This is a genomic window from Fibrobacter sp. UWH6 (genome assembly GCF_900142465.1).
Taxonomy (GTDB): domain Bacteria; phylum Fibrobacterota; class Fibrobacteria; order Fibrobacterales; family Fibrobacteraceae; genus Fibrobacter.
The window spans coordinates 13,394-27,290 of record NZ_FRAX01000005.1; the positions used below are offsets into that span (position 1 = coordinate 13,394).

At 47.2% G+C, this 13,897-nt stretch carries 8 protein-coding genes; all 8 read right to left on the reverse strand.

Going from position 1 to position 13,897, the window contains the following annotated elements:
- Positions 1-131: 131 nt before the first annotated feature.
- The 8 genes from BUB73_RS06000 to BUB73_RS06035 all read right to left on the reverse strand — a co-directional run bounded on the left by BUB73_RS06000 (position 132) and on the right by BUB73_RS06035 (position 13,648).
- Entirely contained in the window at positions 132-1,997 is a 1,866-nt protein-coding gene (locus tag BUB73_RS06000; protein ID WP_073284392.1) for a cellulase family glycosylhydrolase, read from the reverse strand.
- A gap of 173 nt (positions 1,998-2,170) precedes the next feature.
- The gene (locus BUB73_RS06005) at positions 2,171-3,685 is read right to left on the reverse strand and encodes a carboxypeptidase M32 (protein ID WP_073284395.1); all 1,515 of its coding nucleotides are present in this window, start codon (positions 3,683-3,685) and stop codon (positions 2,171-2,173) included.
- Between the two features lie 143 nt (positions 3,686-3,828).
- Positions 3,829-4,134 (reverse strand): hypothetical protein, encoded by a 306-nt coding sequence (locus BUB73_RS06010; RefSeq protein ID WP_073158413.1) that lies wholly within the window; start codon positions 4,132-4,134, stop codon positions 3,829-3,831.
- Positions 4,135-6,324, reverse strand: a complete 2,190-nt coding sequence (locus BUB73_RS06015; RefSeq protein WP_073284398.1) for a pectate lyase family protein — start codon at positions 6,322-6,324, stop codon at positions 4,135-4,137.
- The gene (locus BUB73_RS06020) at positions 6,317-7,240 is read right to left on the reverse strand and encodes a TIGR02147 family protein (RefSeq protein ID WP_073158408.1); all 924 of its coding nucleotides are present in this window, start codon (positions 7,238-7,240) and stop codon (positions 6,317-6,319) included. Before BUB73_RS06020 ends, BUB73_RS06015 begins: the two co-directional genes overlap by 8 nt.
- A 118-nt stretch (positions 7,241-7,358) precedes the next feature.
- Complete coding sequence (locus tag BUB73_RS06025) at positions 7,359-9,158, reverse strand: GDSL-type esterase/lipase family protein (protein ID WP_073158405.1); 1,800 nt, start codon at positions 9,156-9,158, stop codon at positions 7,359-7,361.
- Positions 9,159-9,168: 10 nt separating this feature from the next.
- Entirely contained in the window at positions 9,169-11,031 is a 1,863-nt protein-coding gene (locus BUB73_RS06030; protein ID WP_254795010.1) for a GDSL-type esterase/lipase family protein, read from the reverse strand.
- 13 nt (positions 11,032-11,044) lie between these two features.
- On the reverse strand, positions 11,045-13,648 hold the full coding sequence (locus BUB73_RS06035) for a rhamnogalacturonan lyase family protein (protein ID WP_073284403.1): 2,604 nt from the start codon (positions 13,646-13,648) through the stop codon (positions 11,045-11,047).
- Positions 13,649-13,897 lie beyond the last annotated feature (249 nt).

Below are 13,897 nucleotides of genomic sequence, written 5' to 3' on the forward strand. Positions count from 1 at the left end.
CATTTCGCCTATCGCTTTCGTAATCCATTGACTTTCAACAAGTTACGAAAAATTAGACGTTCCTAGGGATTTTCAATACACCACCTAAAAGCAAAAAAGCGCCCTTTCGGGCGCCATTTTAGCAAATCGTATTATCGGAGGTTCACCTTTCGGGTCATGTTCACCGCACCGGAACGGACTCTGACAATGTAGTTGCCACTGGGAACTGCGGACAAGTCAGCAGAACCAACCACATTCTTCAGGCGGACCATGGGACGACCTTGCAGGTCAAACAAATCCACATCGGCGGAGGTTACGCCAGCGATGTTCAGCATGCGGCCAGCCACAGCCACGGTGATATTGGACTTCTGGACAGCAGCCAGGGCCGCTGTAGCAGAGCTTGCCGGAGCCTGGGAATCACTGGAAGCGATTTCTGTACCGGCGGCAACGACCTTCACGTTCAAGGTCAGCTTTTCACCGTTAACGGTAAAGGTATCCGAGTAATCACCCGTATTCAAATACTGATCGATTGCACCACCCTGGGTACTGATAGTCACCTTATCCCCTTCCTGTTTGACCTGGAGGAAGTAAGCTGAGTAAGTATCGCGATTGAAGCTGCTCACGCCAGTAATGGTAATGGTGTTAAAGGTACCGCCCTGAGCCACAGTCTGATTCAGGCTACCGGAAACATTTGCGCCGCCGGTAACAGTCTGGCTAGCACTGGAAGTAATCTGCTGCTGGGCGCTGGAGTTTGCGACCTGCTGTTGAGCGCTGCTTGACTGAGCCTGCTGCTGAGCACTAGAACTTGCGATCTGCTGCTGGCTGCTGGAGCTGGCAATCTGCTGCTGGCTAGAAGAAGAGGCGTTCTGCTGCTGGCTATCAGAAGACGGAGCAGAAGAACCGTCGCAAGCCTTATAAGTTGCCGGCAATGCAGCAAATACGTTCTCGTTTGTCCAGCTACCGCTTTCGGTATAGCTCCACTGGCTAGAAGGAGTACTTGCAGAAACACCGGTAGTGAAGTAGGAAGCCGTTTCAGCCTTGTTGGACACAGACCAGTTGGCACCGGAGAGCTGGTTGGTCTTCATCCAATTGTACCATTCGGCACTATAGGATTTTGTAAAGCCACCATCACCGCTGGGAGCGGAGTTTCCCCATTCCGTTACGAAAACGGAATAGCCGGCAGCCATCATCTTTTCAGGATTCTTGCCAAGTACATCCACCTTGTGAGTCCATTCGGAATTCTGGACTTCTTCACCTGCGTAATAATGAAATGTATAGGCAACATTCTTGTCGTTAATAGGCTGAACGGCCGCAGCATCTACGTACTGATCGTAATATGGCGTACCAACAACAACCAGGTTGTCGGAATATTTACGAATCTCAGAAATGACGGCATTTGCATAGGGATAGATGTTAGATTTCCAGTAATTCTTTGCTTCTGCAGCATCGTACCAAGGATTTTCTTCGTTGCAATCACCATGCTTGGGTTCGTTATAAATTTCGAAGATTACGTTGTCGTACTTGCCCCACTTCTGAGCCATCTTGCCAAAGAACTGAGTTGCACCTGCGGTATTCTTTTCGGCGCAATGGGAATGATAGTCGATAAGCACGTAGATATCGTTATCGATAGCAGCCTGGACAACGGCATTCATGGCGGTTTCGTGCATGGCATTGGTGTAGTAGTTGCCAACATCATCTTCCCAGGAGCCATCAACACCCATGGGAGCACGAATCAGCTGGATCTTGTGCTTATCCACCAGGCCCTTGATGACGTCTCCGTTCCAGAAATTAATACCGGCAGTTTTCGTCATGGACCAGAAAAGGCTCATACCCTGAACAGCGACTTCGTTGCCGCTGGTGCTGTAAGCCGGGCAGCTACCGTAAATACGGCCCTTGCCTGCGGCGTTCTTGCCAGCCTGAAGCTGACCATACTGAGAAACGGGACCGACGCGATTTGCGCCAAATGCCATAGTGGCAAGACCTGCGGTCATAAGACCCAATGCGATAATCTTCTTCATAACATCCTCATACACTAGGGTGAATCCCAATCATCCTAACAAAAAGATAAACGTACAAAGAAAATTTCGCACGGGTTATCAAAAAGCAAACTCAAACAACTGTACTAGCTGTTTGAGTATTTTTTGATACACATCACATTTCAAAAACGCATTTGATACAAATTGTACCAAAATTACAGTTCATAAATCTCGCTGTATTTGCTTTCCAGATAGTCCAGGAAATCCGTGGGAGTAAAATCACGGCCCGTAATGTTCTTAATCCAGGTCTTTGGCGACTCCCTATCGGCGCGTGCCCACACGTTTTCGGTCATCCACCTGTTGATTTTTTTGAAATCGCCGGCAAGGACAGCAGACTTTATATCGAACTGCTTATTCATGGTGTTATAGTACATGGCATTATACATATTGCCCAGGGCGTACGTGGGGAAATAGCCAAATCCGCTGGTCCAGTGAACATCCTGAAGAATACCCTCCGCATCATGAGCCGGACGGATTCCCAGATATTCGGCATACTTGTCGTTCCACAATTTCGGCAAGGCGGCAACATCCACGTCGGCACCACCATTCACAATCATCTTCTCGATTTCATAACGGATAATGATGTGGAAAGTGTAGGTAAATTCATCCGCTTCAGTACGGATCAGGCTAGGCGTTACCGTATTCATGGATTCATAGAATTCCTGTTCAGAAACGCCTTCAAAAACATTGGGGAAAAGTTCACAGCACTTGGGGTAAATCAGCGAAATGAATTCACGGCTGCGGCCAATGCGATTCTCATAAAATCTGCTGGTACTTTCATGCATTCCCATAGTCTTATTGAATTCAATAAAGTGGCTATAGTTTTCCTTAGGCTGGTTCTGTTCAAACAGCGCATGACCACCTTCATGAATAATACTGAAGATGTTGGAATAGAACATATCCGGGTAATAATGGGTCGTCACGCGAATATCATTCTTGCCAATTTCCGTAGTAAAGGGATGTTCCGTAGTGGCAAAGGCTCCGCGGTTAAAATCGAAGCCCATGGTTTCCAGCAGATACTGAGTACAAGTTTTCTGGGCCTCATCCTTTACAGGGCGGCTCAAGAAATCCGTGCGGATCTTTTTCTTGCTGTTCATGACGCGCTTAAGCAGCGGCACCAGGCGAGCCTTGCATTCGTTAAAACAATCATCCAGGTCTCGAGAAGACAAGCCCTGTTCATAACCGTCGAACAGAGTATCGTAGGGCGTTTCCTTACGTTCTTCATTGAGGTTCGCTTCACGAACCTGAATCTTCTGCACCTCGGCAAGACTTGGAGCAAAAATGCCAAAATCCTTCGACTTTTTCGCCTCAAGCCAATTAACATAAGCCTTGTTGTACGTCAGGGAACGTTCGTGCTGCATTTCGGGAGTCACGTTTTTTTCGCGGGCATAATCACGATGAAGACTTTCGGCCAGGCAGCGGTCAAATTCGTCAGTCAGTTCATCCCGATGATCATAGATGTACAGACAAGCCTCGATATAGGCGGCATCCTTCTGAAGGACAAAGGCCTTATTACTCAAGAAGGCATCCACCTCGCCTTGAGCATTCATCCCCTCCTTGGGGCAAATAGTCTGCATATCAAAATTCAATACAGCCGATGCCTGATTATACATGCGAACTTCAGACAGGACTTTTTTTACCAGAGACAAGGATTCGGAAAGTTTGGACATACGAGACCTCTAAAAAAAGACGTACTATACAGGGAATGTAATAGAAAAACGTCTAACCTTGAAAGACAGACAGATAATGGAAAATTCCAATAGTCAAAAACAACATGTTCCTGTTAATGCAAGAACCATGCCAACCATTGAATTCAGGAATTTTCGTCCTTGACGTTTTCGTTGTTCTTTTCGGCGGACTTTCTGGAGAATTCCTCTTCCGAGGCCTTGCGGGTCGCTTCCTGCAGTTCCTTCAGTTCCTGCCAGGTTGACTTTTCTTCTCCAGATTTTTCCTTAGTATTGAACAGGACACACAGCACGGCAAAAACGGCCATATAAAAGCCCATGGCCGCCACCACACCAAGAAGTTCATGTCCGGAAAGTTCAGCCACCTTCAGGTAGACAACCACAGAAAAGCCGGTTGATATCAGGAACAGAATTGCAGGAAGTTTTTGTTTCATTTAACGAGGTCCAGTTTTATCCTTGAGGGTCCAGGCAAGGTCTGCATCGGCAGGCTCTGCCAAATAACCATAGTCCGGTTTGTATTCCAGGGATGAAACTGAGACTTTCAGAGGATCACCGCCAACCGTATACCAGTTACCGACCATCTTGGGGAAGCCAACTGAAGTATCGATCGGAGCGCCTTCGTCATCAAAGAAACTGTAAACGAGCACAGGATCATCCATGTTGAACACGTTGCCTTCAATATAGCAACTGGCGGAGTCCGTGCATTCTACGGCATAGCGATCCAGGTTCTTAAAGAAGTTATTGAATGCATGCAGGCGACCGCGTCTTGCAAAAGCGCCAGACCAGCTCATATTATCAAAGAAATTGTGATGCAACGTCAAAGTCTGAGTTGATTCATCGATCAAATCCGGAGTCAGGCCAAAAAGGACACCCGTTTCTGCATTTTCAAAACGAGACCATGAAATAGTTACGTCATGGGAACCGCGTTTCACATCAACTTCGACAATGGGATATTCTTCAAAGGAGCAATGGTCAATCCACACATGATGGGTGTTATTGTGAAGAGAAATGGCCCTGCGATTTGCTGTATCGGAAACAACTGTCGACGGAGCAGAGAACGTCAGATTTTCAAAAATCAGGTTAGACGATTCCTCCGTCATAATTCCCATACCAGAAATGCGGATATCTCGACCGCGACCATCAAAAGTCTTGTTGGACTTAATTCGAAGAGATGCCGTCAAATTATAAGTTCCGCTTTTCTCGAAAAGAATCCAGGTCGGTCCATCACGATAGGCGCAATCCCGCAAGGAACCGGGAGCGATTACGGCGGTAGTGGCCGCCTTTCCGGTAGAGTCCACATTGGTGGTATCTTCTACAATGATGTAATCCTCTGTTGTCGTAACAAGGCAAATTTCACCCTGGATAGAATCTGCAGCCAGGCTGTCGATGTAGCCTTCACCGCCACGAACACCCGATGCATAGCCGACAACTTCCCTCAATAAGGCCGCGTGATCCTTCCAGTCTGCAGGATAAGTTGAGCGATCCTCGCCTACGCCCATTGAAATCTTTTTCAGGGATTCTTCAGAAACGCCGCCCAGGAACACATCATCCAGGAAGACAGTATCCCCAGCATTCACACTAAAGTCAATTCGGTTTACAGCAACTTTCTTCGACCCCACAGGAAGAGCGAATCCTTGCCAAACCTTTGACAGATCCACGTCAAACTCTATGCTCTTGGCAGAGCTATCATAAGCCGAAAGAGCCACATGCAAGGTTCCATGGCCACGGGCACTGAACATCAGGGAATCAAAGCCAGGCAATTCGTAATCAGTTCGATATCCGCCCAGCAAGAAACCCAAGTGCGTCGAAGAACGAGAGGATTTACCTTCTCCAAAAATTCGGGCGCAACCACCCGACGCACAGCCATCATTACCAGAGAATGTCTGCGTCAGGGATTCATCCCAGAGGGGCATCAAGTTCTGGCCATCGGCATCCATGGTAAACCACCAGCCATCACCAAGAATAGCTCCCGTGGCAGAAATTCCGCTAAAGCTTTCGAAATCTTCCACAGCAAAACCACGGGGAGCGCCCAGGTTTATTTCGGGCACGGTTTCACCGGCAGATGCGCTCAACTTGATTGTACCGCGGTTGCTTCGGCTCTCGATAAGAACTTCAAAATTTCCGGCAGGAAGGGAATCAATTACAAAATGTCCAGCGCTATCGGGAACTACAAAACGTTCCAAGCCAGGAATTCTAATGACAGAAGGACCTTGCCCAGGTGCAACAAAGCCCTCGATGGTAGTGAGTGCGCCAAGTGCAATGGAATCAACAGCAGACACTTCCTGCAGCTCTACGGACTTGGTAAATACGGCACCTAATGCAGAGGAATCACTTTCTCCACGGATTTCTACAGAGTATTCACCAGGATCCACAGTTAGCTTTACATAACCGCGGTCATCCGTATCAGACCATTCTTCCTGAGACAAGCCGTCAGACAAATATCCTACCGGCAACACGCGAATACGGGACTTGGCAGCAGGCGCACCATCCGCCAATTGGATCTGCAAGGCAATTGTAGATTCAGCTTCGGTACCACCGGCAACTTCATCCTTGTCATTGGAACAGGATGTTGTCAATGCAGCGAGAGCTCCACCCAAAATCAACCAGAAGGGCTTTTTAATCATTGGAAGCCTCCATCTGTTCGCCTGCAACTTCGTCGTTAACTTCGTTGCGGATTTCTTCACCGATAATACGACGCTTACGTCCACGCCTTACGGGAGGTGGATAAGGATCGCTTAAAGGGAACAACTGCATCCCCAACTGGAAAACTCGATTGGGTTTCTGGCATTGATTCACCTTGGCCAGAACTTCGCGACGAAAACGGCGAACCATTTCAACCAATTCCTTATAGGTATCTTCATCGCAACCAAATGCCAAAGTAGAGAGGTTTCGTTCCTCTCGTTCAAAGCGGTCAATAGCCGATGTAGCCACATCCAGATTCTGCTGGATGTAAGAATTAACCGCCGTGCTATAGGATTCGCTTCCGCTAGAAATCAAGCCCTGGGTCTGTTCATAAAAACCAGTTTCCGGATTCTTGCGGATCATGGAAAGACGTTCCAGCAAGGCCACAGAGGATTTCACCTGACTAGCGGAAATCGGCGGACGGACCATGAGGCCCAAGGCCGCATCATCCCCCACATAAGGGTAGAAGGTAATCAATTCGCGAATAACCGCATGATACCAGTGATCAAAATATTCAAACTGGTCGCGGGCCACATTTTCAACTTTGCATTCCTTGGTGGCCACCAACTTTTCGAGGTACTGGCGACTTTCGGAATGGTTTTTGGCCTGATTGAAAGAGACCATGTCCGCGAAATACTGTTTTTCGCGACCGTCATTGCAGAACAGGTCTGCAAAAACTTGAACCAGACGCGGAGTCAAGTTGCGTTTGCCCTGAAGAATCTTATTGAACATGGAGCCATCGATTCCGGCCTTTTCTGCGATAAAACGGTGGCTGAAACGCCATTCAGCCGCATGCCGTTCTTCGTAGGCATCCTTCAGGAAATCGCGATAGTTCAAGTATTCAAAAAGATTCACCATAATTTACAATATACAAAAATGACGACCGAAGTCTACAGTTTAAACATTAAAGATGTCTACAGTTTAGAATAACCGTAGCGCAACAAGCACTACGGTTGTTCCAAATCACAACTAAGAATTACTTAGCTTTCTTGTTAAGGTATACGCCGTGAGAAGCCTTGGATCTGACAGTACGACCAAGCAGATTCACCTGTTCGGTGCGGCCATTTATCTGAACATTCTGGCGGACAGTTCGACGAATGGATACATTGCAATCTTCATCGCCTTCGGCACAGACAGAACTGCTGGACTGATCGGAACTACTGGAGCTTTCAGGAGCAGGTTCTGCACCAATACGGTAAACGTCCTTGATGTCAAAGCCAACCATATCAATATTGGGGCCGCCGTCAGAAGTTAAAGACGTAAACTTCAGATCGAAATCGCAAGCATCCAGCCACACGTCGTCTACGTAGACCGTATCCCAGGTATCCCAGTTTGCACTAGGCGGAAATTCCACTTCGTACGTTTTAGCATCCACCTGAACACTCATCTTACTTGTAGTGGTTTTACCATTGCAGTAACGAATAAACATTCTTGCATTGGAGGCAGACTGATAAGAAGTCATCTTGTAGGTAGCGTAACGGCCCGTAGCATTGTCAAAGTTGAAGAAGCCCTTTCCACTAAAGCCTACATGGTTTGCTTCAGTCCAACCCTGAACATCCTCCCCCACGTTGGGATAAGACAAGTCGCTTACGCTAGGCCATTCTTTTGAGCCTTCAAGAATTTCAAACTTGATTATTTCACTACTAGAAGAAACGCTCGGCCCCTCGCTAGCACTGGATCCCGGCACAGGAATATTTTCTTCGCCGTGAGCCGTCGTGACGCAGTTTGCACCACCTTCGAACATCGCGGTAAAGGTGATATCGCGGTAGGGCATTTTGACCTTGTAATAGTTGGAATCAGCAGTTACCTTATTGCAATCATCATCAGCCCAGTACTGGAATTTCTTGCCGAAACTTCCCGGAGAAACATGAAGATTCAAGGCGGCGCCACCAGGCAAATTCTGGTTATGGGTAATAAGGCCACTGCCTGAAACATTGGCCTTTACGGTCAACTTGTAGGTCGGAGCAATTGCGCCCACCAAAGTAGTCAAGGCGGCCTTTTCAGAAGCATTTACAGAAGAACTATTCAAGTTTTCACGAAGGCCATCCATGATAAGCTGCGCATGAACTACAGAACCGGATTCCTGGAAATGGGTGGTACCGTCATTGGTAACGCCATTGGGATAATTGGGGTATTCTCCTGGCAGGAACATCTTGAAAACGTAACGGGAAATGTAGGCGGAGCTTAGCTGCGTATACAGATTATAAGTCTTTGTGGTAAGGTCAACAAAGGGAACACCATTCTTCTGGGCGACTTCCTTAATCTTATCCTTTACAGGATATTCCTTATTCTTGTGGGCAGCATCCGTAAGATTATTATCGAATACGTTACGAGGGTAAGTATTCAGCATCAGGGGGCTCATGAGAACAATGTGAGCACCCTTGCTTTTAGCCCCGTCAACATATTTCTGGAACCAATAAGCACTGGAATCAATGGGAACGTAGCGATCCGCCTTGGAGTAGTCACGATCATTGGTTCCCATCTGAACAAAGATGTAATCACCTGGTTGTGTCGCAGCCAAAACTGAATTTAGACGACCATCGTTAATAAAGGATTTGGAACTACGACCACCAATGGCGTAGTTAATCACCTTTACACGGGACTGATCAAAGAAGGGAGCCAGAACCTGGCCCCAACCGGTCTGCGGATAAGCATTTTCCTTGTAATCGCAAACCGTGGAGTCTCCAATCACGTGAATGGTAAAACTCGTCGTATCGCTAACGGCAACACTTGTAAAAAGAGCAGCAGCAGAAAAATACTTCAAAAGTTTATTCATTTTGCCACCCCTACTTTGTCTTTGCCATAGTCTGATGAATAAGCTGGGAACCCTTGCGGATAACCACATGGTAAAGGCCAGAAGTTTTTACCATTCCGTCAAATTCAGCAGAAGAAATTTTGTTGCCCACAACCATCTGCTTCTTGGCAACAAGCTTACCATGCATATCGAAAACGCTAACCGAGGCTTCGCCCATCTGCGGAAGATTCAGGGAGGCATTCACAAATCCAATAGAGGAATCGTTCTTCAGGGAATCTGCAGCGGCAATGGAATCCTTTTCAGCCTGTTCCTTGGCAATGACTTCTGCAACACATGCTGTATCAGAAACTCGACAAACATCATCAATGCTGAAACCGAAGGCGTCAATATTGGGAGCACCATCAGATGTCAAGCTGATAAACTTCAAATCGGCTTCACCAAGGGGTGCATCCATAACAACATATGCGGTATCCCACTTGTCCCAGCCACCAGTTGGAGGAGCATTCAGGTAGTAGTCATGATCCAGATAAGCGTTAAACATACGGTCAGAAGTTCCGCCATTAGCATAACGCACGGCAAGAGTCACATAGCCTGCCCCCGGGAAACGCATTCTATAGGTGCAAAAGGAATTCTTCTCGTTGGCAAAGTTAAAGAAGCCTTCACCCGTATGGGCCCAGTTGTCTTCAGAGAAACCAACACCTGTATCCGGCTTAAAGGCATCAAAATATTTCTTGATGTCCTTATTTACAGCCACTCCATTAGTATCGCTTCCGCCAATGGGAGTGAACGGTTCAAAAGTCACATCATCAAGACTCGTAGGAGTTGTTGTGGGGAAGCTAGTCAAAGCCTTTCCGTCACCCTCATACTTTACGGCAGAACCACCTTCATAAACGGCTGTATACTGGGTAGACTTATTGCCCATCTTGAAAGTATAGATGTACTGAGATTTAACGGTAGAAATGGCATTACCGCTAACCTTATTTCCATTACCATCATACCAGCCCAGGAATTTCTTGCCGCTCTTGGGAATGGTCTTCAACATGACAGTCATACCTTCGGGATAATAGGCACCAATAGATGTTGCTTCAGCAGCACCTTCCGGAGAAACCTTCACGTCCACCTGGTACATAGGAGTCATATAATTGCCCAACTTCTTTACCACAGGGTCGGAATGAGCACGCATCTGTTCGGTAATAATACGGCCAAAGGCATTGGCTCCATTCATCTGCAGATGAACGGCATCAGTCTGGTCAGACTTCAAATTGCTGTATTCAGCAGAAGTGGCGTAGTTGAAGATAAACTGCTGGGCGTAATATTCACCCACAGAAATCATGTAGTTTGCCACCAGTTCACTCATGTCGATAAATGGAATATCAAGGCTATCGGCAATGGCCTTGGCACGAGCAGGATAACCGCGGTAGCTGTTATGGATCTGCGTCGGAGAATCGTAATAGAGTCGACGAATAGGGCTCATGATAATGGGATAAGCCCCCTTTGCACGAGCTTCCTTTGCCATGGTGGCCATAGCTACGGTAAACTTAGCTTCGTCACTCTTGCTCACATCATTGATACCGAACTGAATTACCGCATAGTCGCCAGCCTTCAGCTTGCTCACAATGCAGTTGCCCTGAGTACAATCGCTCTTCCAGAAAAGTTCGTAATAGCCATCGGCCGCCATACCGCCCTGACCGCGATTAACCACGGTAGCCAAGCCAGAATCAAACCAATAATGGAAATCCTGCCCCTGGCCCTGCTTGGGGCAGTAACCACTAGCCCAGTCCTGCATGGTGGAGTCTCCACACATATAGATAACAACCTGAGCCAAAGCGGCAGGAGCCGCTAACATAGAAGCCACGACGGCGCCCTGCCAAAACTTACCAGAAAAGAACTTCATACCCATAACACTACTACTTCAAGGAGAAACTGGACTTAGCAATAGTCTTGCCGTTCAACATAACCTTCACAACGTAATTGCCCTTAGGCAGCAAATCTCGATCGATATTCAGCACAGACTGACCTGCAGGAACCTTAGCATCCATGCTACCCACAATCTGGCCGCGCATATCGTAAATGCGAACTTCTGCATAACCAGAAAGATTGGTGCGCAAGATACCTGTATTGGGATTATAGGCATTCACGCCAGCAGCAAAGGGAACGGGAGCAAGAACAGTACCCGGATTTTCAGGATCCGTCGGCTCAGGAACTTTCTGGTTATTATAGAGTTCAATGCCATCCATACCAAAGGTAAAGGTATCCACATTGGGACCACCATCAGAAGTGGTAGAAGACAATTTCAGAGTATTCTTACCGGCCTTGAGCGCTACATTTACAGTTACTTCCGTGTAGGTTGTCCAACCACCGGGAACAAATTCCACGGTACCTGCAGACTTGCCATTTACAATAAGAGTCATGTTACGATTGGAATTTCCACCATTGGCAAATCGAATGGTCAAGGTAGTCTTTACATCCTGGGGAGAGTAGATTTCCCACACGCCATAACTGCCAATGCTGTTATCAAAATTGTAGAAGCCATCCTGTTCAAAGCCTGCATTATCCGTCTGACATTCAAAGCCAACACCTTCTACAGGTTTGCAGATTTCCAGCGCAGACGTTCCATCCTTAATAACCGGATATTCATCGGTTTCATCAGGAACAGAAACAATGGGTTCGCCCACAATCTGAATTTCAGGAGCAGTTAATTTCTTGACAGCATCCGGCAGGTAATAACCCAGGTGAGGCGGCTGATTGTAGGCAGTATTCTGCCAAGCAATAGCTGTACGATAAACCGGATCATGCATCAAGGTGTACACACGATAAGGTGAGGTCACCGGAGTGCCGATGATGTAGAGAACGGACGGGTCTTCGGAATTACGAACCACCAGTTCTTCGCGCCAGTCACCAAAGAGGTCTGCCACCAGACTGGGAGTGTTCTTGGTGCCGTTACAACCTGTTGCGCCAAGAGCCTTTGAGCCATCGAAATAAGTTTCAGATTCTCTCTTAGTGATGTTAAACTTCGTTACATAAGCGCCATCAAGAAGTTCGTCCTGCAAGTCACCATCAAAGTAAATACGGAAGTTAGTGGAAACCGCAGGAGAGCCCATGGACTTGCCCTTGATATCATGCATGCCGCCACTATAGCTGGACCACACTTCGAAGCCACGATGAGTAGAATCAATGTCAGCAGCCATGCCGCGACCATTATCCTTACCCGGCTGCGGAGTACCCCAAATAATGGTTCCATCGGGTGCGCGAACTTCATCGGTATACTTGGCATCAGTATGTTCATGCACATCAAAGAATTCCAGGCCAGGAAGATCCGGATCCAAGTCAGACAAATGACCTGCATCCCCATGGCCCAACTGAGTAGAATAACGAAGAGTACCGTCGTGGTTCAAAGCGGCACCACCGAAAACAATTTCATCGTAGCCATCGCCATCGATATCGCCGGTAACAATATTGTGGTTGCCCTGGGCATAAAAACCCTTGCCCGGATCTTCGGACTTATGATACCAACGCTGCTTCAGTTCCTTACCATTAAAATCCCAAGCGACGATGTAGGAGGAACTATAGTATCCACGAATAAAGATCGCACTGGGATGAACTCCATCTAGGTAAGCAGTGGCGGCAATATAGCGTTCGCAACGGTTTCCATAGTTATCGCCCCAGTAGCCCTTCTTATCCACGCCCTTTACGTGCTGGTTGATATTACGGCTGGGAACAAAATCAATGGTAGTGATGGCGGCTCCATCTACACCACGGAAGACTGTCAGGTATTCGGGGCCATCAAGAACAGTTCCACCGGAATTACGGTAATCCTTGGACTTGTCGCCAATGGCCTTGCCCGTACCGTCAATGGTTCCGTCGGCAGTCTTCACGATCATTTCGGCCTTGCCGTCACCATCGTAGTCATAGACCTGGAACTGGGTATAATGGGCGCCAGCACGGATATTCTTACCCATGTCGATACGCCACAAACGGGTTCCATCCAACTTATAGGCATCAATGAATACGGTGCCTGTGTAACCACCCTGGGAGTTATCGTGGGCATTGGACGGATCCCACTTCAAAATCAATTCAAGTTCGCCGTCACCATCCAGGTCAGCAGCGCTCATGTCGTTAGGAGTATATGTGCAGATTTCACCATCAGGCATGGTCTGCTTTGCGGGAACTTCAAGTTTAATGGTCTTGTAGGGGAAAGACTTTCCGCTATTAGAAACGGTCTGGCCCAAAACTACAGATAATCCAGATTTGGCACTTTCCTTACCATTCAAGACAGCAGTCACCTGATATCCGGAAGAAGTCTTACCTTCTGCATCCAGATAGTTTGTGCCATCGGTTCCCTTGATGGACGCAATCTTTGTACCATCCCTATAAAGATTAAACTCCGTTTGCGGATCATCAGAGCCTAGTAAGCGCCAGCTTACCAGCATACCCTTACCCACATTCGCAGCAACAAGACCGCGAGTCAAATTTTCCATCTGCTTGGGAGCAGCGAAAACCAAACCATTCATGCTCAAAAGAGCAGACCCAATAAGTAATGCCTTTGAAATATTACGCATACACACCACACCTATCTTAAAACTGTAGACAAATATATACTAAAATTGTCCACAGTTACACTTTTGTAAGATATTTTTATTGACATTCTGTCAACATCCCTTTAAAAAATACCCCGATATGGAATGATAAAATCGTTTAACATTTTTCATTTTTTCTTACAAAAAACTATCATTTATGATTGAATAGACTCTAGAGTGCCC

Coding starts and splice junctions, on each gene's coding strand:
- BUB73_RS06030 (WP_254795010.1), bottom strand. CDS start 11,031: ATGAAGTTCTTTTCTGGTAAGTTTTGGCAGGGCGCCGTCGTGGCTTCT.
- BUB73_RS06005 (WP_073284395.1), bottom strand. CDS start 3,685: ATGTCCAAACTTTCCGAATCCTTGTCTCTGGTAAAAAAAGTCCTGTCT.
- BUB73_RS06000 (WP_073284392.1), bottom strand. CDS start 1,997: ATGAAGAAGATTATCGCATTGGGTCTTATGACCGCAGGTCTTGCCACT.
- BUB73_RS06015 (WP_073284398.1), bottom strand. CDS start 6,324: ATGATTAAAAAGCCCTTCTGGTTGATTTTGGGTGGAGCTCTCGCTGCA.
- BUB73_RS06020 (WP_073158408.1), bottom strand. CDS start 7,240: ATGGTGAATCTTTTTGAATACTTGAACTATCGCGATTTCCTGAAGGAT.
- BUB73_RS06035 (WP_073284403.1), bottom strand. CDS start 13,648: ATGAATGGTTTGGTTTTCGCTGCTCCCAAGCAGATGGAAAATTTGACT.
- BUB73_RS06010 (WP_073158413.1), bottom strand. CDS start 4,134: ATGAAACAAAAACTTCCTGCAATTCTGTTCCTGATATCAACCGGCTTT.
- BUB73_RS06025 (WP_073158405.1), bottom strand. CDS start 9,158: ATGAATAAACTTTTGAAGTATTTTTCTGCTGCTGCTCTTTTTACAAGT.